This window comes from Gordonia humi, assembly GCF_014197435.1.
Classification (GTDB): domain Bacteria; phylum Actinomycetota; class Actinomycetes; order Mycobacteriales; family Mycobacteriaceae; genus Gordonia; species Gordonia humi.
In genome coordinates this window covers 1,960,592-1,984,769 of record NZ_JACIFP010000001.1, presented here as the reverse complement: position 1 = coordinate 1,984,769, position 24,178 = coordinate 1,960,592, and the positions used below count along the sequence as shown (strand labels likewise).

General features: G+C 70.4%; 1 protein-coding gene. It reads right to left on the bottom strand.

Annotation, left to right across the window (positions count from 1 at the left end; genetic code table 11):
- Positions 1-70: 70 nt before the first annotated feature.
- Positions 71-24,148, bottom strand: coding sequence for a non-ribosomal peptide synthase/polyketide synthase (locus BKA16_RS09085; RefSeq protein ID WP_183370349.1), 24,078 nt, complete (start codon positions 24,146-24,148; stop codon positions 71-73).
- Positions 24,149-24,178 lie beyond the last annotated feature (30 nt).

Sequence of the window (24,178 nt, the reverse complement as noted above, 5' to 3'; positions counted from 1 at the left end):
GGCTCCGTCGCGACGGGTGACGTCTGCTCGCTCGACACGTTCAGCTTCTCCTCTTCGGGGGTCGGGATGGTCATCGTCGCTGTGCTCGCGCGGCCAGGGCCGCCAAGGTGGTCGACGACGGCGGTCTGTCCTCACCGCGCGACCACGCCAGGACGGCGGCGCGTTCGACGGCGTCGAGCAGCGGAGCCTGCGCGATCGGTGCGTCCGGCGCCCGCGTCACGTGGTCGAGGACATCGGCCAGACGTTGCACCAGCCGCTGCGCGGTGGCCTCGTCGAACAGGTCGGTGGCGTAGATCGCGCGGATCTGGCTCGCGTGCGGGACGACGGTGATCGACAGGTCGTACTGGGCGGGGGTGACGAGCGGCTCCAGCGAGGTCAGGGTCAACGAGCCCGCGTCGGCCGACGCGTCCCCGACGGCGGCCGCGTCGACGACGGTCACCATGACCTGCGCGAGCGGCGAGAACGCCTGCGAGCGGACGGGTTGCACACGTTCGACGATCGCCTCGAACGGCACGTCGGCGTGCGCGAACGCCTCCAGATCGGCGTCCCGGACGACGTCCAGGAGATCGACGAACGTCGTCCGCGGCGACACCGGTGTCCGTAGAACCAGCGTGTTCACGAACATGCCGACCAGCGGTTCGATCGCGGCCTGTCCGCGACCGGCGATCGGCGTCGCCACGGTGACGTCGTCGGATGCGGACAGCCGAGACAGCAGGGCCGCCAACGCGGCGTGCACCACCATGAACGGCGTGACACCGCGTTCGCGCGCAACGACGTCGATACGGTCGCCGAGCGACCCGTCGACGGTGACCGAGACCGTCGCACCGGTGTGCGTCGCCACAGTCGGCCGCGGCCGGTCCATCGGCAGGTCGAGCACATCGGGTGCACCTGCCAGGCGCTCGGCCCAGTAGTCGAGTTGACGGCCGACCACCGAAGTCGGGTCCCGAAGGTCGCCGAGTACCGACCGCTGCCACAGCGCGTAGTCGGCGAACTGCACCTCGAGCGGCGCGAACGTCGGCGCCGCACCGGACAGCCGAGACAGGTACGCGGCTACGATGTCGCCGATGAGCGGCCGCATCGACTCGCCGTCGGCGACGATGTGGTGCGCGATCGCGACCAGAACATGCTCGTCCTCCGATCGACGCAGCACACGCACCCGCAGCGGCGGTGCGACGGCGACGTCGAAGCCCGCGCTCGACGCGGCCAGCAGATCGGCCTCGTCGACGACCACCGCCCAGTCGGGTTCGGCGACCGGCGAACCGGCCGCGTGAACCAGCTGCGACGGCTCACCGTCGACGTCGGGGAACGTGGTCCGCAGGATCTCGTGGCGAGTCACGACGTCCCGCACGGCGGTGTGCAGCGCATCTATGTCGAGGAGACCGTCGAGACGTACCGCGATCGGGATGTTGTAGGTGGCGGCCTCGGGGTCGAGTCGGTTGATGAACCACATCCGCTGCTGAGCGAACGAGAGCGGGATCGTCTCGGGCCGCGGCGTCGTCGCGGTGACGGGCGGCAGCGCGTCCGGGACAGTCGCGTCGGTCGCACGGCGGGCGAGTGCGGCCACCGAGTCGGCGTCGAACACATCGCGCACCGAGAACGCCGTGCCCGTCTGATCGGACAGCCGCGCCGCCAACCGTGCCGCCGACAGCGAGTCGCCGCCCAAGTCGAAGAAGTTCGCCGTCGCCGACACCTGCGCCGGATCGAGGTCCAGGACGGCCGCCACCACATCGGCGACGATCCGTTCGGCACCGTCGGCCGGAGCCGTGAACACGCCGTCGACGCCGGGATCGGGCGGTGCAGGCAGCGCCCGCTTGTCGAGTTTGCCGACCGGGGTCAGCGGCAGTTCGTCGAGCACGGTGATCGATGACGGCACCATGTAGGCGGGCAGTCGTCGCCCGGCGAACGCCTTCAGCACAGTGACGTCGACTTCTCCGCGAGAGGGGACGACGTACGCGGCCAGGGAGGTGGCCACCGAACCTCCGTCGCCGACGACCACGGCGGATGCGACGGCGTCGTGCTCGGCGAGGACCGCTTCGATCTCGCCGAGCTCGATCCGCAGACCGCGCAGCTTGACCTGATCGTCCGACCGGCCGGTGTACTCGAGGGTGAGGCCGCCGCGACCGTCGGGTGTCCACGCGACGACGTCGCCGGTGCGGTACATCCGCTCCCCCGCACTCGCATGCGGATTCGCGGTGAACCGCTCGGCGGTCAGACCGGGACGGTCGAGGTACCCGCGGGAGAGCGCGCCGCCCGCGACGTACAGTTCACCGGGCATGCCGATCGGCGTCGGGCGCAGCCGCTCGTCGAGGACCATGAGATCGACGCCGCCGATCGGTCCGCCGAGGCGAACCGGTTCGCCGACCGACATCGGCACGCTGATCGTGATGCCGATCGTGGTCTCGGTGGGTCCGTACAGGTTGCGCAGACCGGTGACACCCGCCCAGCGGTCGACCACCTGCTGCGGCACGGCTTCACCGCCCGCGGCGATCGACGTCAGGCTCGGCACCGCGGCCGGGTCGATCGTCGCCAGCACCGACGGCGTCAGGAATGTGTGCGTGGCGCCGACCGAGGCCACGAAGCGCTCCAACGTCGGTCCGCCGACCGCGTCGGACGGCCGGTACGCGAGAGTGCCCGCGGTGACCGTCGCCAACAGGTATTCCAGCACCGAGGCGTCGAAGCTCGGCGATGCGAAGCCCAGCACCACGGCGCCGTCGGGCGCATCGAGGCGCCGGGTCTCCTCGCGGGCGAAGTTCGCCAGACCCGAGTGGGTCACGGCGACGCCCTTGGGCCGTCCGGTGGAACCGGACGTGTAGATCACGTACGCCAGGTTCGACGCGCCGATCACGCCGAGACGATCGGCGGCGGTGACCGACGCATCGCTCTGCGCGGCGACCTCGTCGGCGACCGACGGCTCGTCCAGGGCGATCCACTCGAATCCGCGCGCGGGCAGTTCGCCCGAGGCGGCGACGGCCAGTCCGAGCACCGCACCGGAGTCCTCGACCATCGCGGCGACACGGTCGGCCGGATAGTCGGGGTCGACGGGCACGTATGCGCCGCCGGTCTTTGCGACGGCCCAGATCGCGGTCAGCAGGTCCACCGAACGCGCGATGGCCAGCGCCACCGGACGCTCCGGTCCCACTCCCCGACCGATCAGCCAGCGAGCCAACCGGTTCGACCGCTCGTCGAGCTCGGCGTAGGTGAGCGCCCGACCGTCGCCGTCGACCACGGCGACCCGCTCCGGGGCGCGGCGCACGGCGTCGGCGAACAGGTCGGGCAACAACTGCGGCTCGTGCGGTTCGCCGCCGCTGACCGGAGTCAGTTCCGCGGCCGCCTCGTCGGTCAACAGCGGCAGATCGGCGCAGGCCGTCGTCGGATCGGCGGCCACGACGCGCAGGATCTGCGTCAGCACATCCGCGAACACCGCGACCTGCTCCGGCGTGAACGCGGTCGGCAGGTACTTGAGCTTCGCCGAGAGGACCTCGCCCTCCTGCGACGCCGACAGATTGAGCGGATAGTGCGTGGCGTCCGCGGTGGCGGCATCGGTCACCTGCAGACCGCCCGCCACCGATGCGTCCACATCGGTCACCGCATCGATGTCCACCGGGTACGACTCGTACACGGCGAGCGTGTCGAACAGGGCCGGAAGGCCGGTCTGCGCGATCAGTGACGGCAACCCCAGCTGCTGGTAGTCGAGGACGGCGATCTTATCGCGCTGCACGGCGGCCAGGACGTCGGCGACGCTCGCGGCCGGATCGACGTCGACGACAGCGGGAATCGTGTTGATGAACATGCCGATCATCGATTCGACGCCCTCGATGTCCGGGGATCGTCCCGATACGGTCTCGGCGAACGACACCGTCCGCACCCCGGTCAGCCTGGACAGGAGCACGGCCCACGCGAACTGCACGAGGGTCGCCATCGTCACCGACTGCGACCGCGCGAGGACTTCGAGACCGGCGACGACGTCGCGGTCGATCTCGAACAGATGATCGCGCGGCGGCGCGTCGGCCGACGGCTGGTGTCCGGGCGCGACGAAGGTCGGTTCGGTGACCGGAGCCAGCACCTGTCGCCAAGCGGCGAGACCCGCCTGCGTGTCGACGGCTGCCACGGCGCGGGCGTGGTCGGCGAAGTCCCGGCCCGCACCCGCACCGGGCAGCGATCCGGTGAACGTGGCACCGGTCGTGTACAGGCTGACCAGGTCGGCGAGGACGAGCGGACTGGACCATCCGTCGACCAGCAGGTGGTGGTTGGTGATGATCAGGTCCGTGCGGGGCTGCCGCGGCCCGTTCGCACCGCTCCCGACGCCGTCGCCGTGGCGGACCAGGACCGCACGGATCAGCGGCGGACGCGCCATGTCGAACGGCTCAGCGGACTCGGCGGCGAGGACATCGTCGACAGTGCCGCCGCCCGCACGCAGATCGACGGTCCGGAACGGGACCGTCGAGGTCGCGGGGACGATGGTCACGACGGCACCGCTGGGCACCCGAACGAATCCCGAGCGCAGCACGCGGTGAGCGGCCACGAGTTCGTCGAACGCGGTGCGGAGACGGTCGGCGTCCACGTCGCCGCCCAGCGACAGGCGGGTCTGCGTCACGTACACGTCGAGCCCGGAACCGTCGGCGACGCTGCCCGCCAGGTCCGCTTCGACGAACAGACCGTGCTGCAGCGGCGTCATCGGCCAGACGTCCGACCCCGGATGCTCCTGCGCGAGGTGGTCGAGATCGGCCTGCGTCAACGCCGTCCCCGGCACGTCGGCGGTGCTGAGCCCGATCTCCGCGTCACCGGCGACGAGTTCGGCCGCGGCGGCCAGTTCGGCCTGCCACGCGGCGACGATGTACGACGCGGCCCGCTCGTCGAGGACGTCGGCGGCGTACGTGACGTCGACGGTGAAGCGCCGGTCCGCGTCGACGGCCACATTCAGCCCGAACAGGCTCGGCGCCGCCATGGCGCCCGACACCGTCGGGGGCAGGAAAGGCGCGTCGGCGGCGGGTAGGAACTCGTCCGCGTGGCCGAGGTCGGCGGGGGCCGAACCCGCGCCGAAGTAGTTGTACATGATGGTCGGCAACGGACGCGCCGCGAGTTCGGCGTCGCCGCCGTACCGCAGGACTCCGAATCCGACGCCGCCCGCGGGACGTGCCGCGCGGGCGTCCTTCGCCGATTTGATCGCGTGCACCAGATCGGTCGACGCGTCGACGGCGATCGGCGTGATGGCGGTGAACCATCCGACGGTGCGCGCGAGATCGATCCGGTCGACGCCTGCGAGCGCCTCGTCGCGCCCGTGGGTCTCGGTGGCCGCGGTGATCGGGCCGTCGTCGTCGATGTCCTCGGTACGCTGCCACGCACGGACGGCGCGTGCCAGCGCACCGAGTAGGACATCGTCGACAGTGCCGCCGAAGGCGGCGGGGACCGCGGTCAGCACCGCGTCGGTGACGTCCGCGGGCACCGCGACGCGCAGGGTCCGTTGGTCACGCCACCGCCGGTCGGCGCGCTGCGTCTCAGGACCGAACGACGTGGGACGCTCCGGGGCCTGCGCCAGCCAGTAGCGACGCTCGGCGGCCCGCTCCTCGACCTGATCGGCCAGCAGATGCGCGATGCGCCTCGCCGATGTCTCCTCCGGTCGCAGCGCGATCGGCTTCCCGGCGCGGTGCTGCGACCACGCGGTGAGGAGGTCCTCGACGAGGATCGGCCACGATACGCCGTCCACACCGAGGTGGTGGATCGCCAGGATCAGTCGTCGACGGTCAGTGCCGGTCACGACGGCGGCGCCGACGAGCGATCCGGCTTCTGGATCGAGGTCGGAGAGCAGCCGCCGGTGCGCGTCGACGATCACCTCGTCGTCGAGGTCGCCGCTCGTGACGATCTCGGTGACGGGCGCGACGGTGCCGACGCCCGCGGTGAGGGACCGGGCCAGTCGGGCCCGCAGCATCGGGTGGTTCGCGGCGACTGCGTCGATCACCGCCTGCAGGTCGGCGACCGTCGCCTCGCGCGGCACGGCGAAGACGAGCGGTTGGGAGAAGTCAGCGTAATCCGACGGATGTCGAGAGTGCTCGATCATCCACGACACGATCGGCGGCAACGGCATCTCGCCGTCGCCGCCGCCTGGCAGCTCGGCGAGCAGATCAGGCGCTTCGCCGGTACCCGCCGCGTCGACCATCGCGCGGACGGTCTTGAGTTCGAAGATCTCCCGCGGGGACAGATGCAGCCCGGCGGCCTTCGCCGCGGACGACAGCTGGATGGACATGATGGAGTCGCCGCCGAGTGCGAAGAACGACTCGGTGACGCTCACCCGCTCCTCGCCGAGCAGCCCGGCGACGATCCGGGCGAGCGTCTGCTCCTCCGTGGTCTCCGGGGCCACGTACTCGGACTCGGTCGGCTCGTGGGGCGTGGGCAGCGCGGTCCGGTCCAGTTTGCCCGCCGGGGTCAGCGGGATCTCGTCGATGACGATGGCCTGCGACGGCACCATGTGTGCGGCCAGCCGTTGCGCGGCGTCGGCGAGCACCGCCTCGGAGTCGACGCTCTCCCCCGGCTTGGCGACCAGGTACGCCACGACCTCGGTGTGCTTACGGTTCCCGCGCGTGGAGTCGACGCCCACGACCACCGACTGCGCGACGCCGGGCTGATCGTCGAGAACCGCTTCGATCTCGCCGAGCTCGACGCGCTGACCGTTGATCTTGACCTGGTGGTCGGCACGGCCGGCGAATTCGAGGTTGCCCGACTTGCCGATGCGGACGAGGTCTCCGGTGGCGTACATGCGCGCGCCGGGTTCGCCGTGTGGATCGGCTACGAACGCCGTCGCGGTCAGGTCCGGGCGGCCGAGGTAACCGCGGGCCAGACCTTCGGTCGACAGGTACAGCTCACCCACCACGCCCGTGGGGACCTCGTGCAGGCGTGCGTCGAGGACGCGGGTCGTGAAACCGTCGACGCCCTTGCCGATGGTGACGGGCTTGCCGGCCTGCAGGCGTGAGCGGGTCGCCCACACGGTGGCTTCGGTGGGTCCGTAGCAGTTGAAGATGCGGCGGCCGCGCTGCGACCAGCGTTCGACCAGTTCGGGTGGGCACGCCTCGCCGCCGGTCGCCAGGTTGCGCACGAACTCCGCGCGGTCCGGGTCGACGGTGGCCAGCACCGACGGGGTGATGATCATGTCGGTCACCTCGTCGCGCTCGAGGACCGTCGCGAGGGCGTCCCCCGCGAAATCGGTGTGCGGAGCGATCACGAGAGTGTGACCGGCCGGGATCGCCCATGCCATCTCGAACATCGACGCGTCGAAACTCGGCGACGCGACATGCAGGATGCGGGTGTCGGGCTCGTCCTCCGGCGGTCCGGCGGTGATCTTGGCCAGCGACGACACGAAGTCGGCGAGACCGGTGTGGCTGACGCCCACGGCTTTCGGGCGTCCGGTGGAGCCGGACGTGTAGATCAGGTAGGCGAGGTTGCTCAGGCGCACCGAGCCGTTGCGTTCGTCGTCGGCGATGTCGTCACCCGACTCGGCTTCGGCCTCCAACTCGTCCAACTCGATCCACTCGCACCGCGAACGGCCGAACCGATCGCGGACGCTCGGTGCCGTGATGCCCAGGGACACGGCGGAGTCGTCGACCATGTACGCGATGCGGTCGTCCGGGTACGCCGGGTCGATCGGGACGTAGGCGGCGCCGGACTTGATGACGCCCCAAGTGGCCAGCACCGATCCGATGGACCGTTCCATGCCGACGGCGACGACGTCCTCGGGTGTGACCCCGCGCGCCAGCAGGGCGCGTGCGATCGCGTTGGTGCGTTCCTCGAACTCGGCGTAGTCGAGTTCGTCGCCGTCGCAGATCAGGGCGGGATGATCGAGGTCGAGATCGCGTTGGGCGAGCAGGTCGATCATCGTGCCCTCCTCGACGGTGCCTCCGGTGCCGACCAGGGCACTCGGGGTGCGCGCGACCCGCGACGCGGAGCCGGTCTCCCCGTGCTCGACGATGTCGATGTCGCCGACGACGACGGTCTCGTCGTCGATCATCGCGGTCAGGACGCGGCGGTACACGGCGGCGAACCGCTGCACGGTGGACTCGTCGAACAGGTCAGCGGCGTAGATGAACTCGACGCTCATCGGTGCGGCCGCTGTGGCGGCGCTCACGACGGTCGTCAGATCGAACTTAGCCTCGACCTCGTCGGAGGTGAGAGCACGCGCCTGCACGCCGGCTGCTTCGAACGCCTCCTGTCCGACAGTGCCGTCGGTGTACGTGAAAGAGATCTGGGCGAGCGGCTGGTACGACGTCGGCCGGTCCGGCGCGAACTCATCGATGAGGTCGTCGAACTGCACCTGATCGTTGGCGAACGCGTCCAGGTCGGCGGCACGGACGTCGTCGAGCAGGTCAGCGGCGCGTCGGCTCGACGGCACCGGCGTGCGCAGCAGCAGCGTATTGACGAACATGCCGATCAGATCATCGACCTCGGGGCCGACGCGGCCGGCGACGGGCGTGGCGACGACGACGTCAGAGGTGGCGGCCAGCCGAGCGACGGTCGCTGCGAACGCGGTGTGCGTGACCATGAACGCCGACATGCCATGCCTGCGTGCGAGGTCGTCGACGCCGGCGGCGATCGTCTCGTCGAGGTCGACGCGGATCAGGCCGCCGGTCGCAGTCGGCTGCGCCGGGCGCGGGCGGTCGGACGGCAGGTCGGTGACCGCGGGCAGTCCGGCGAGGGCGTCCCGCCAGTAGTCGAGCTGAGAGTGAGCGACGCTGCCCGGATCCGCGGCGTCGCCGATGATCTGCTGCTGCCAGATCGCGTAGTCGGCGTATTGGACGGGCGGGGCCGTCGACGCCGGCGCCGTGCCCCTGCGGGCGGCATAGGCCGCGAGCAGGTCCCGCAGAAGGACCTCGACCGATTCACCGTCCATCGCGATGTGGTGGACGGTGACGGCCAGATGCAGACCGGTGTCGTCGCGGTGGACGCGGCCGCGGATCGGGAGCTGCTTGGCCACGTCGAAGCCCGCGGTCGTCGAGGCGACGAGCGCGTCGAGCGTCGGGACAACCGACCAGTCGAGCATGGCGCGCGCGGCCGCAGCGGGCAGGATCTCTTGCACAGGCAGCGCGTCGACGGAGGGGTAGATCGTGCGCAGGACCTCGTGGCGCGCCACGACGTCACGGGCCGCGTCAGCGAGTAGATCCTCATCGACGTCGCCGGTCAGAGTCAACGCAGTCGGGATGTTGTACGCGCCAGAAGCGGGGTCGAACTGGTTGAGGAACCACATGCGGCGTTGAGCCCGCGATGTCGGGATCGGGACCGGACGCGGATCGATGCGGGTGACCGGTGGAAGCGCGGCAGATCGATCGCCGACCGTCGCGGCCAGGTCTCGAACCGTCGGAGCGTCGAACACATCGCGGACGGACACTGCACGGTCGATCGCCTCGGACACGAGCGCAGCGAGTCGCGCCGCAGACAGAGAGTTGCCTCCCAGGTCGAAGAATTCGTCGGTGACTCCGACGCGATCGACACCGAGGACACCGGCGTAGACGGAGGCGATCGCCTCCTCTATCGGCGACTCCGGTGCGACGTACTCGCCGTGCCCAGCCGCGGGCTCCGGAACCGGGAGTGCATCGCGGTCGAGTTTGCCGTTCGCGGTCAGCGGCAACGCACCGACGGCGACGATCGTATCCGGGACCATGTATCCCGGGACCAGAAGGCCGGTCGCCGCGCGAATCGCCGCGACGTCCAGCTCGGCCGCGCTGTCGACGACGAGGTACCCGACGAGTTGCTCGCCGCGGGCCTCGTCGACGACGACGCGCACGGCCGCCGCGGACGCCCGAGGGCACGCTCGGGTCAGCGCGTCTTCGATCTCACCGAACTCGATCCGGAAGCCGCGCAGCTGGACCTGTGCATCGCCCCGCCCGAGGTACTCGATGTCCGTGCCGATACGCCGGGCGAGGTCACCGGTCCGGTACAGGCGAGAGCCGGCCGCATCGAACGGGTTCGCGACGAAGCGCGTCGACGTCAGCCCCGGTCGCGACAGGTAGCCGCTCGCAAGTTGGCCTCCCGCCACGTACATCTCGCCCGGCACCCCGTCCGGGACCGGACGCAGTCGATCATCCAAGATGTGAATCGCCAATGAGGACAACGGCCGCCCGATGAACGACGCAGCCGACTCACCGTCGGCGTCGCGTGCGATCTCGCGGAAGCTGACGTGAACTGTCGTCTCGGTGATGCCGTACATGTTGACCAGGCACGCATCTTCTGCGGGGTTCTCAGCGAACCAGCGACGCACCTGGTCAAAGTTCAACGCCTCACCGCCGAACACGACGTACCGCAGAGCCGTCGCGCGGCGGTCTCGCCGACGAGCATCTACGAGCTGGTAGAACGCTGACGGCGTCTGGTTGAGAACGGTGACACCCTCCGCCACGAGGAGCGCTGCGAACGCTGCCGGATCGCGAGCGAGATCACGATCGACGATTACCAGCCGAGCTCCCGTGGACAGCGGTCCCCACAGCTCCCATACGGAGAAGTCGAAGGCGTAGGAGTGGAACATCGTCCACACATCCGTCGGCGCGAACTCGAAGTCGCCGGACGCGGTGTCCAGCAACGTCACGACGTCACGATGCGTCACCTGGACGCCCTTCGGCCGTCCCGTGGAGCCCGACGTGTAGATCACGTACGCGGGAGCGTCGGCAGGCGTCTGCACCCGCACGACGTCACCTGCGGAGTCGCTGATCGTGTCGACGTCGATCACGGCCGTGTGCAGTGGGAGGTGCGCGAAGAGTTGATGGGAACCGGACTCCGCATCGGTCAGCACCGCTGCGACATCGGCGTCTCCGACGATGAACGCCAGGCGTTGCACTGGGTTCCCGAGATCGAGAGGCAGGTACGCGGCGCCAGTCTTCAGCACCGCGAGAATCGCGGCGGTCAGGTCGGTCGAGCGCGCGGTGGCAATACCTACGAGATCGCCGGGTCCGACTCCACGATCGACCAGCACGCAGGCGATGCCGTCGACACGAGCAGCGAGATCCGCATACGACAGACTCCTCCCCCGAGCGGTCACCGCGGTGCGCGCGGAGTGGTCGGCGACGGTGTCCTCGAACAAGTCCACCAGCGTCCGTCCCGCATTGGCGGTCTCGACGACCGGCGCGGGCAACGATTCGAGAAGTGCGCGATCGGTCGGCGCGGACAGATCGACGTCGCCGACCGCCGATCGCGGGTCGGCGGTGAGTCCGTCGAGGACGCGGACCAGACGTGCTGCGAACGTCTCGACCGAAGCCGCATCGTAGAGATCAGCGGCGGCCACGACGGAGCAGGACCAGTCACCGTCGCCGAATGCCACATTGACCGTCAGATCTCGCTGCGCGGGCACCTCGGCACTCGCCACGGGTTCGAACGACACTCCGCCCGTTGACGCCGGATCGACACACACATCTGTCGTCGTCGACTCGGAGACGAACATCAGCTGCGCGAGCGGCGCGAAAGCCTGGGAGCGGACCGGGTCGACGGCTTCGACAACGGCTTCGAACGGGACATCCGCGTTGGCGAAAGCGTCGACGTCGGTGCGCCGAGTGTCCTCGAGCAGTTCGCTCAACGACATGCTCGACGATACGCGCAATCGCAGAACCAACGTGTTGACGAACATGCCGACGACCGGGTCTAACGTCTGGTGCCCGCGCCCGGACACCGGAGTGCCGACCGCGATGTCGCCGGTTGCCGAGAGCCGAGCCGCTGTCACCGCGAGCGCCGCATGGACGACCATGAACTCCGTGACGTCGTGCTCGGCCGCGATCGCACGGACCCGCGCGGCGATGGTCCCCGGGATCGTGAACGGAACCCGCACGCCACGCCCCGATGCGATGAGCGGACGCGGACGATCAGTCGGGAGGTCGAGCACGTCTGGCAGTCCGGCTAGCTGTGTCTTCCAGTATCCGAGCTGGTCGGACAGGATCGACGACGGATCGTCGACCGAGCCGAAGACGTCGTGCTGCCAGATCGCGTAGTCGGCGAACTGCACTGGCAGCGGGGGCAGCGGCGCAACCTGTCCGGCGACTCGGGCGGTGTACGCCGCGATGAGATCGGTGACGAACGGGGCCACAGACTCGCCGTCGGAGGCGATGTGATGCATGACTATCGCGATGACGTGCTCGCCCGGCGCCGCCGTGTGCAGACGGATCCGGATCGGCCACTGCGCCGCGAGCGAGAAGCCGGTGATGACCGATTCGAACAACTCGTCCAGAGTCGTCTCTCGGAAGTCGAGTCGGTGGGCGATCTCGTCGATCGTGTGCACCCGCTGATGCGGTACCCCAGACTCGTCCGGGAACGTCGTCCGCAGCACCTCGTGGCGGGACACGACGTCGTAGAGCGCGGCCTGCAGCGCCTCGACGTCGAGCGAACCCTTGATCTTCAGCACGGACGGAATGTTGTAGGCGGGGGACTGCTCGTCGAGCCGGTTGAGGAACCACATGCGTGCCTGCTGCAGAGACAGCGGGATCCGCTCCGGACGCGGATCGGCCGGGGCGACCGGCGGCAGTGCGGCGCCGCGGCCGGCGAGACGGGCGGCCAGACCGCGGACGGTCGGCTCGTCGAAGACGTCACGAATCGACACGTCGACACCGACGGCCTCGGCGACTCGCGCCACGGCGCGCATCGCCGAGAGCGAGTTGCCGCCGACGTCGAAGAACGACGCGGTGGCTGACATCCGCTCCAGACCGAGGACCTCGGCGAACGCCGCGGCGACGGTCCGCTCGTCGTCGGTGTCTGGTTCGACGAACTGCTCTTCGGAGAACTCCGGGACCGGGAGTGCGCGCCGGTCCACCTTGCCGGCTCCGGTCAACGGCAAGACGTCGAGCGCGACCCACGCGGTGGGACACATGAATGCGGGCAGTCGCTCGGCGAGCACCGCGGCGACGGCGTCGGTGTCGACCGTCGCGGGAGCGACGTAGCCGACGAGGTGTGCTCCGGCCGGGGTGTCGATCACCGCGGCGGCGGCCTCGGCGACTCCGTCGGCGGCGGCGATCGCCGTCTCGACCTCGCCGAGTTCCAGTCGCTGACCGCTGAGCTTCACCTGGAAGTCCGAACGTCCCAGGTAGTCCAGGCTGCCGTCGTCGTTCCAGCGGACGAGGTCGCCGGTGCGGTACAGGCGTGCACCGGGCTCCCCGCAGGGATCTGCGACGAAGCGTTCGGCGGTGAGGTCCGGCCGCGACGTGTAGCCGCGAGCCAGTTGAACGCCGCCGAGGTACAGCTCGCCGACCACACCGGTCGGGACCACCCCCAGGCGGTCGTCGAGGACGCGGACCACTGTGTTCTCGATGGGCCGCCCGATCGGGGGCGGCGTGCCGTCGAGCACGCGGTGATCGACGACATAGTTGGTGGCCTCGGTGGGGCCGTACTGGTTGTAGAAGGCGACCGACGGTAGCAGGTCGGTGATCTGCCCGGCCAGGCTCGGAGTGAGTGCCTCGCCGCCGGTGATCAGCAGCCGCAGCGATGCGCATCGGTCACGGACGACGGTGGGCCCCTGGTCGGCGACCGCGGCGAGGACGGCGGGCACCATCTCGGTCGCCTCGACCCGTTCGGCGGCGATCAGGTCGAGGAGGTAGCCGATGTCCCGGTGTCCGCCCGGGCGGGCGATGACGAGTCGGCCGCCGACGCCGAACGACCAGAACAGCTCCCACACGGACGCGTCGAACGTGTAGGTGGTCTTGAACAACGCGGTGCGGACCTGTAGCTCGTCGTACAGTGCGGCCGTCTTCTCCAGGTGGCTGCGGAACGCCCGATGGGTCACGGTGACGCCCTTGGGCCGGCCGGTGGAGCCGGAGGTGAACAGCGTGTAGACGGCGGCGTCCGTACGCAGCGGGCCGCGGCGCGCGGCGTCGTCGATCGGCGTCGGTGCGGGGACGGGACCGGAGGTGTCGACGGTGAGGGTGCGTGCCCCCGCGGCGACGACTCCCGCGGGCACTGCTCCCGGGCCGATCAGCACGAGGGCCGCGTTCGCGGTCGCGGTGAGGTAGTCGACGCGGTCGGCGGGGGCGTCGACGTCGATCGGCACGTAGTGTCCACCGGCGACGACGATCGCGTGGATCGCCACGACCGTCTCGACGGAGCGGTCGATGCACACCCCGACCGACCGGTCGGGGCCGACACCCGCGCCGATCAAGGTGTGCGCGAGGTCGGTGACGCGGGCGAACCATTCGCGGTAGGTCACGGCGCGGTCGCCGAACGTGATCGCGACGGCGTCCGCGTGTTCGCGTGCACCGCGCGCCAGATAATCGGCGACGGTCTCGTCCGGAACGTCGAGCGCGGGTCCGACTCCTGCGGCCAGGAGTTCGTCGCGGGCTACGGCGGACAGGAGCGAGAACTGCCCCACCGGCGCCTGCGGGGTGGCGGTGAGCCGGTCGAGGGCAGTGATCAGACCCGCGGCGATGGTCTCCGCGCGGGAGCGATCGAACAGGTCGGTCGAGTAGACGACGCTCACCGACCAGCCGCCCTCGTCGTCGGGGACGACGATGAACTCGAGATCCATCGCCGTCTCCTGGACGGGAGGATCGATCGATTCCACGATCACGTCGCCCGCGGGCACGGTGAATCCGCTCGCCGAACGACCGGGATCGAACGACAGCATGACCTGGGCCAGTGGCGCGAACGCCTCGCTGCGCACGGGATCGACGGCGTCGACGACCGTTTCGAACGGGACGTCGCCGGCGGCGAAAGCGGCCAGGTCCCCGGCGCGGACACGGCCGACCAGGTCGTCGAACGACATGCCGGTGTGCACCGCCGACCGCAGGATCAGGGTGTTGACGAACATGCCGACGAGGCTGTCGACCGATTCGAGTCCGCGACCGGCGACCGGGGTCGCGACGGTGATGTCGTCGCCGCCGGACAGGCGTGCGAGGAGAGCTGCCAGACCCGCATGCAGCACCATGAACGGTGTCGCGGCGTGGCCGGTCGCGACGTCGCCGATGCGTGCGACGATCTCCGGTGCGACGGTCGTGGTGACGGTGGCCGCGCGCCCCGACGAGGTGACCGGGCGACGGCGGTCGGTGGGCAGGGAGATCACGTCGGGAACGCCCGCGAGCTCGTCTCGCCAGAAGTCGAGCTGGCGCGCCACCGGGGAGTCGGCATCGTCTGTGGAGCCGAGCGCCGAATGCTGCCAGATCGCGACGTCGGCGAACTGGACGGGCAGCGGCGCGAAGTCGGGTGCGCGGCCGGACGTCCGCGCGAGGTAGGCGGTCACCAGATCGCCGATCAGCGGTCCCATCGACTCACCGTCGGCGGCGATGTGGTGCACGACGATCGCGAACACATACTCGTCGGGGGCGACGGCGATCAGTCGGGCGCGGATCGGCCACCGCGTCGCGAGGTCGAAGCCGGTCGCGATCGTGGTCTCCAGAAGCGCTTCGGCGTCGCGCTCGTCCGGCGAGGCGATCACCTCGAAGTCCAGTGTCTGTGCGACCTGCTCGGCGGGATCGATCCGCTGGTACGGGACGCCGTCGTCGTCGACGAACACGGTGCGCAGCACCTCGTGGCGGATCACGACGTCGGCGACGGCGCAGCGCAGGGCCTCGACGTCGACGGGACCGGTCAGCCTGAGCACCGCAGGGATGTTGTACGCGGCCGACGCCGCGTCGAGACGGTTGATGAACCACATGCGCGCCTGCGCGAACGAGAGCGGGACCCGGTCGGGACGCGGGTCGGCGGCGGTGATCGGAGGCAGGGCCGGCGACCGCCCGGCGACGACCGCCGCGAGTTCCCGGACGCTCGGTGCGTCGAACACGTCGCGCACCGACACGTCGACGCCCAGCGCCTCGCCGACGCGGGCGGCCAGGCGCATGGCGGCCAGTGAGTTGCCGCCGAGGTCGAAGAAGCCGGTGGTCGCGCTCACCCGGTCGAGGTCCAGGAGTCCGGCGAACACGGCGGCGACGACGGCCTCGTCGTCGGTCGCGGGAGCGATGTACTCGTCGGTCTCGGCGAACTCCGGGTCGGGCAACCCGCGCCGGTCGACCTTGCCGGACGAGTTGAGCGGCATCTCGTCGAGCAGCACCCACGCGGTGGGTCGCATGTATTCGGCGAGGCGGTCGGCGACGGCGACGCGCACCGCAGCGAGATCGACGGTGGCGGGTGCGAGGTAGCCGACGAGTCGATCGCCTGCCGGGCCCGCGACGACGCGCGCGGCGGCGTGCACCACGCCGGGCGCGTCGGCGATCGCGGACTCCACTTCGCCCAGTTCCATGCGCTGACCGCGCAGCTTCACCTGGAAGTCGGTGCGGCCCAGGTACTCCAGCTTGCCGTCGGCGCGGCGACGGACGAGGTCGCCGGTCCGATACATGCGCGATCCGGTTCCCGCGAACGGGTCGGCGACGAACCGTTCGGCGGTCAGATCCGGGCGCGAAGCGTAACCGCGGGCCGACTGGACGCCGCCGAGGTACAGCTCGCCCGCGACGCCGTCGGGCACCGGGTGCAGACGGGAGTCCAGGATGATCGCTGAGGTCCGCGGCATGGGGCGCCCGATCGGCACGACGTCGGTCACCGCGTCGAGCACACTCGCCATCGTGTACACGGCGGCCTCGGTGGGACCGAACAGGTTCACCACCGGCGCCTGCGGGACGGCCGCGGTGAACCGGTGCCACACGGCGGGAGGCAGTGCTTCGCCGCCACTGAACAGGACTGCCAGGTCGGGCAGGTGGACGGGGTCCACCACCTCAAGAAACGCCGACAGCAGCGAGGGGACGAACTGTGCGACGGTGACCTTCTCCGCGGCCATCAGGTCGGCGAGGTAGTGCGGATCGCGATGTCCGTCGGCATCGGCGATCACCATCGTGTGCCCGGTCGCGAGCGGCCAGAACAGTTCCAGGATCGACGCGTCGAAGGTGTGCGGAGTCTTGTACAGCAGGCGCTGACGCCCGTCCGGGATCAGCGTGTCGAACCAGGCGACGAAGTTGACGACCGCGCTGTGCGGGATCGTCACGCCCTTCGGCGTGCCGGTGGAGCCGGAGGTGAAGATCGTGTACGCGGCGTCGCCCGGACGCAGCGGCGCGAGGCGTTCGGCCGGGTCGAGCAGACGCGCATCGACAGGCGGCTCGGCGGCGGCGTCGACCGCGATGACGGTCTCGACGCCGAGATCGGTCACGACGCTCGGGCGCTCCGCTTCGGCGTCCACGATGACCGGGCCCACGCCCGCGGTCGAGACCATGTACTGCACACGGTCGAGCGGGGTACCCGGATCGATCGGCACATACTGTGCGCCGGCCGCCATCACGGCATGGGCGGCGATCACGAAAGCGGCGCCGCGGTCGGCGACGATGCCGACCGCGGTAGTCGGGCCGATCCCCGCGGCGATCAATGTGCGGGCGAGATCGGCGACGCGGAGCCCGAACTCGGCGTACGTCATCGATCGCCCGCCGAACACCAGAGCGGGTACGTCTGCCGAATCGACGGCGCGCGCGGCGACGAGACCGGCGATCGTGTCGTCGCTCGGGTGCGCATCCGGCCCCGACGACACCGCGAGAACCGCGGTCTCCTCGGCGGCCGTCAGCAGCGGGACGTCGCCGACCGGCCGGTCGATGTCGGCCAGCAGTCCGTCGAGGAGTCGCACGAACCGGTCGCCGAACGCGACGATCGTCGCCTCGTCGAACAGGTCGGTGGCGTAGGTCCAGATCGCGGACCAGTCCGTGGCCGCCGATGTCGCGATCGTCAGGTTCAGATCAACCTGGGCCGGAGCCTCGGCGACGTCGACGGGAGTCACCGTCATGCCCTCGGCGGAGACCGTGTCCAGGCCGGTGCCGAGCGCATTCGGCCCGCTGGCTCCACTTCCGGTGCCGAGCGGATCCACCGACAGGATCACCTGCACCAGCGGGGAGAACGCCTCGCTGCGGATCGGATCGACGGCGTCGACGACGGACTCGAACGGCACGTCGGCGTGGCCGAACGCGTCGAGGTCGGCCTCACGGACGTCGGCGAGGACCTCGGCGAAACTGCGGGCCGGGTCGATACCGGTGCGGAGCACCAGAGTGTTGACGAACATCCCCACGAGAGCGTCGACGCCGCCGGAGCCCCGGCCGCCGATCGGCGTGCCGACGGCGACGTCATCGGTACCCGACAGGCGCGCGAGGAGCACGGCGAGCGCGGCGTGCAACACCATGAAGCGGGTGACGCCGCGGCGGGCCGCGATCTCGTCGACGCGGGCTCCGATCGTGGCGGGTACGTCGAAGTGCACGAGCGCGCCGTCGTGTGTGGCGACAGACGGGCGTGGACGGTCGGCGGGCAGATCGAGGACGTCGGGGACGCCCGCGAGCGCGTCGGTCCAGTACGCGAGCTGGCGGCCGAGCACCGAGTCGGGGTCCTCGGGAGAACCGAGGACCTCGCGCTGCCAGAGTGCATAGTCGGCGAACTGGACGGCCAGGGGTTCGGAGTTCTGTTCGGCGCCCTGCGCGCGGGCCGTGTACGCGGCGAGGAGATCGGCGGCGAGCGGTCCGAACGACTGACCGTCGAAAGCGATGTGGTGGGCCACGAGGGCGAACGTCGCGCCGCCGTCGGCCGTGTGGGTCAGGCGGGCGCGCAGCGGGAGGTCGACGCCGACGTCGAATCCGCGGCGCAGGTCGGCGGCCAGCGCGGCCTCATCGACCACCGCCCAGTCGAGGCGCTCGCCGACCTCGCCGACGGGCAGGATCTTCTGGTAGGGCACACCGTCGATCGCGGGGAACACGGTCCGCAGCACCTCGTGCCGCACGAGCACGTCGACGGTCGCCGCGTGCAGGGCCTCGATGTCGACGCGTCCGGACAGGGCGAAGATCGCCGGAATGTTGTACGTGGCCAGCTCGGGTTCGACACGGTTGATGAACCACATGCGCTGCTGCGAGTACGAGAGCGGCAGGACGTCCGGCCGCGGCTCGACGCGGGTCACCGGAGGCAGTGCCCTCGCACGGTCGGCGACCGCCGCTGCCAGTTCGCGGACGGTGGGTGCGTCGAAGACGTCACGAATCGACGCCTCGACCCCGAGCGCATCCGACAGACGCGCCACCAGACGCATCGCCGACAACGAGTTACCGCCCGCAGCGAAGAACGAGTCGGTGGCGCCCACCCGGTCGCTGCCCAGGACATCGCCGAACACTGCGGCGATCGTCTGCTCGATCTCCCCCGACGGCGCGACGTACTCGCCGACCGTTCCTCGAACGGAGTCCACCGACGGCAACGCCTTGCGGTCGACCTTGCCCGAGACGGTCAACACCATCTCCTCGACCGGCACCCACGCCGTCGGCCGCATGTACTCCGGCAACCGCTCGGCCACCACCGCAGCCACCGTATCGACGCTCACCGACGCCGGCGCGAAATAGCCCACCAACTGCTGCCCGCCCACGACTTCGACGACGTCGGCCGCAGCATGCACCACACCGGGTGCCCCGGCGATCGCCGCTTCGACCTCACCGAGCTCCAAGCGTTGACCGCGCAGCTTCACCTGGAAGTCGGTGCGGCCCAAGTACTCCAGCTCACCGTCACGATTCCACCGGACCAGATCGCCCGTCCGGTACAGCCGGGCGCCGTCGCCGAACGGATCGGCGACGAACCGCTCCGCCGTCAGATCCGACCTCGAGGCGTACCCGCGAGCCAGCTGAACGCCGCCCAGGTACAGCTCACCGGGCACACCGACGTCCACCGGGCGCAGCCGTGCGTCGAGGACGACGGTCGAGGTGTTCGCCACCGGAGCACCGATGGGGATCACCGTCTCACCTCGCGCGACCGTGTGCGCGGTGACGTCGACGGCTGCCTCTGTCGGACCGTACAGGTTGTGCAGGCCGATTCCGGGTAGTCGGGCCAGCAGTGAGTCGGCCACCGCGGGCGTCAACGCCTCACCGGAGGTGAACACGGTCCGCACGGACGACAGATCAGCTACTCGTGCCCCGAGGACGTCGGTGAACGCCGAGAGCATCGACGGCACGAAGTGCAGCACCGACACCTCCTCGGCGGCGATCACATCGGCCAGGTAGTGAGCGTCACCGTGCCGGCCGGGTGCGGCGATCACCAGCGGCACACCGGCGATGACCGGCCAGAACAGCTCCCACACCGATACGTCGAAGGTGATCGGCGTCTTCTGCAGCACCCGGTCGGCCGCCGAGATCGGATGGTCCGCATCCATCCACGCGAGACGATTCACCACCGCGCGATGGCTCACCGTCACGCCCTTCGGACGGCCGGTGGAACCAGACGTGAACAACGTGTACGCGGCGTCATCTGCGGCGAGCGGCCGGAGTCGGACCGTATCGGTGATCGGGGCGACCGAGCCGTCGACGGGCGTCGAGGCGTCGACCACCAGCGCGCGGGTGTCACCGGCGGGCACCGCCTCGCGGTCGGCGACGAGCACGATCGCCGCGCCCGCGGTGGTGAGCATGTACTCGATGCGATCGTCGGGCAGGTCCGAGTCGACGGGGACGTACTGTCCGCCCGCGGCGACGACCGCGTGGACCGCGACCATCATCTCGATCGACCGCGGCACGGCGACCGCGACCGCCGTGTCCGGTCCGACGCCGGCCGCGATCAGCTCGCGAGCCAGAGTGTTCACGCGCGCACCGAACTCGGTGAACGACACACTTCGCCCCTCGAACACGAGCGCGGGCGCGTCGCCGTGCGTCACGACGGCGTCCGCGACCTGAGCGGCCAGCGTCGTCGCGGGCACGTCGACGACGGGTCCGCGGGCGAATCCGCCGACGAGCGCGAGCCGCTCCTGCGTGAGGAGGCCGACGTCGCCGACGGCGGCGGTCGGCGTCACGGTCAGCGCGTCGAGCAGCGACACCAGGGTGTCCATGAGCGTCCGGACGCTGCCGGCGTCGAACAGGTCGGTGGCGTAGGTGACCGAACCCGACCAGTCCCCCGTCTCGGAGACTGCCGTGGAGACGACGATCGTCAGATCGACCTGCGCCGGAATCGACGGGGAGTCCAGTCGCGAGATCTCGACGTCGCCGACGGTGAGTCGGTCTGCGACGTCGAGTGAGGCCGCCGGATCGAACGAGAGCATCACTTGTGCGAGGGGCGCGAACGCCTCGCTGCGCACCGGATCGACGGCGTCGACGACGGCCTCGAACGGCACGTCGAGATTCGCGAAGGCATCGAGATCGACGTCTTTCACGGCGTCGACGAGATCGGCGAACGACATCGCCGGGTCGATGCCGGTGCGCAGGACCAGCGTGTTGACGAACATGCCGACCTGACGGTCGAGGACCGCCTGACCGCGGCCGGCGACCGGCGTCGACACGGCGACGTCGTCCCCGCCGGACAGCCGTGCGAGCAGCACGGCGACGGCGGCGTGCACCACCATGAACCCGGTGGCTCCGTGTGCGGTGGCGACCGCCTCGACGCGGGAGGCGACACGTTCAGGGATCGTGAACTCGAGTTCGGCACCGCGGTAGGAGGCCGCGGCCGGGCGCGGACGATCGGTCGGCAGTTCGAGCACATCGGGGGTGCCCGCGAGCTGCCGGCGCCAGTAGTCGAGCTGGCCGCCGAGGACCGACGACGGATCGTCGACGGCGCCGAGGACGTCGCGCTGCCACAGCGCGACATCGGCGAACTGCACCGGCAGCGGCTCGAACGCCGGGGCCTGCCCGGCCGACCGAGCCGCGAACGCGGCGAGGAGATCAGCGACCAACGGACCGAGCGATTCGCCGTCGGCCGCGATGTGATGCACGACGAGGACGAACAGGTGATCGTCGGGGCCGGTTTCGATCAGGCGAGCACGGATCGGCCACTGCGTCGCGAGGTCGAAGCCCGCGGTGACGGCGGTCTCGACTCCGCTCGACCAGTCCGCCGCGAAGTCGAGACCGGCCGCCACCTCGGTCGCTGCCGCGATCTCCTGCCGCGGCGTGCCGTCGGTGTCGGGGAACCGGGTGCGCAGCACCTCGTACCGTTCCACGACGTCGACGAGCGCGGTGCGCAGCGCGTCGGCGTCGAGCGGACCGGTCATGCGCAGAACCGCCGGAATGTTGTAGGTGGCGGCAGCGGCCGAACCCTCTCGCTCTGCTCGACCCGATTCGAATCGGTTGATGAACCACATGCGCTGCTGCGCGAGCGAGAGCGGGATCTCCCCGGGACGCGGGCTCACCGGCGTGATCGGCGGGAGCGCGGGCGCCCGGCCGGCGACGGCGGCCGCGAGTTCACGCACGGTCGGCGCATCGAACAGGTCGCGCACCGACAGGTCGACGTCGAGGAGTTCCCCGACGCGACCGACGATGCGCGCGGCGGCCAGCGAGTTGCCGCCGAGATCGAAGAAGCTGTCGGTGACGCTCGGATCGTCCACGCCGAGGACGGCCGCGAACTCCGCGGCGATCGCGGTCTCGGTCTCACCCTCGGGTGCCACATGCTCGGCCGTGCCGAACTCCGGTGCGGGCAGCGCACGGCGGTCGAGTTTGCCGTTGACGGTCAGCGGCAGCCGGTCGAGTTCGACGATCACGTCGGGAACCATGTAGCCGGGCACGTGCGCACCGGTGCGACGACGCAGATCGGCGGGGTCGATCGGTCCCGCCGCGGGATCGGTGGGCACCACGTATCCGACGAGGAGGTCGTCGCCGGTCGGACCGGTCATGACCTGGGCGGCGGCACCGGACACGTCGTCGCAGCGCAGGAGGCCCGCTTCGACCTCGCCCATCTCCACGCGGTAGCCGCGCAACTGCACCTGGCCGTCGCTACGGCCCAGGTATTCGACGGTGTCACCGCGCCGGATCGCCATATCGCCGCTGCGGTACATGCGGGTGCCGTCCGCGGCGAACGGATCGGCGAGGAACCGCGTCGCCGTCAGATCCGATCGGTTCTGGTACCCGCGGGTCACCTGCCGGCCGCTCACGTAGATCTCGCCGGGCACGCCGTCGGAAGTGTGGCGCAGTCGTTCGTCCAGGACGTGCACGGTCAGCCCGGGCAGGCCGTCACCCACGTCGGAGGCGTCGGTCGACTCCACCAGACGCGCGTCGAGCGCGCGGAACGTGGTGTGCACGGTGGTCTCGGTGATGCCGTACATGTTGACGACCACCGCCGGGTCGTCGGGGAAGCTGCGGTACCAGCGGCGCATCTGCTCGAAGCTGACCGCTTCGCCGGCGAGCACCACATACCGGACCGCCAGCGGCTCGTGACCACGCTCACGGGCCTCGACGAACTGGTAGAAGGCCGACGGCGTCTGACTGAACACGGTGACGCCTTCGCGCGCCACCAGCGCGACGAGCTGCCCCGGCTCACGGGCGACACCGCGGTCGACGACCACGAGCCGCCCGCCGAACAGCAGTGGCCCCCAGAGTTCGAACACCGACACGTCGAAGGCGTGCGAGTGGAACATCGACCACACGTCGTTCTCGTCGAACCCGTAGTGGATCTGCGCGGCCTTCATCAACGCGACCACGTTGCGGTGCTCCACCTGCACCCCCTTGGGTCGACCGGTCGACCCCGAGGTGTAGATGACGTAGGCGCTCGACGCCGGATCGATCGCGGACAACGACGTCCTGGAGGAACGGCCCCGGTCGATCAGTTCGTCGAGGTGCCAGGCCGCGAGCGGCAGCCCGTCGAGGACGTCGCCGATCGACTCGTCGACGAGGAGTCCGACCGGCCCGGCGTTCTCCACGACGTACGCCAGCCGCTCCACCGGGTGCGCCAGATCGAGGGGGACGTACGCGCCGCCCGCCTTCATGATGCCGAGGATTGCGACGGGCAGCGCGACGGTCCGATCGACGGCCATCGCCACGGTCGTGTCCGGACGCACGCCGCGATCGACGAGAGCGCGAGCGACCGCGTCCGAGCGGTCGGCGAGCTCGGCGTAGGTCAGTTCCGTGCCCTCGCCGTCGACTACGGCGACGCGGTCGCCGAACCGGTGCGCCGCCGAGGCGAAGAGCCCGGGAAGGCTGCCGACATCGGTGCTCCCGATCACGGCCTGGGCGGCCGCGCGCAGCGCGGCCACCGCGCCCGCGGCCGCGACGATCGCGTCGACCGGCGACATGTCGGGGGTCTTGACGATCGCCGAGACGCCCGCGGTGACCGCACCGTCGGTGTCGAGCCCCTGCGCGGCCAGCACGCCCGCCGTCGCCGACAGCCGGGTGTTCAAGTCCGCGAACGTCACCGAGCCGGAGGCGCCGTCGATCGCGGTCGCCGACGGCGCGATCGCGGCCGCCGCCGCAACGATGTCCAGGGTCGATCCGGTCGTGCCCCAGATGGTGCTCAGGGCGGTCGCGTCGGCCACGTCAAGGTCTCCCGTTCTCGGTGTCTCGGT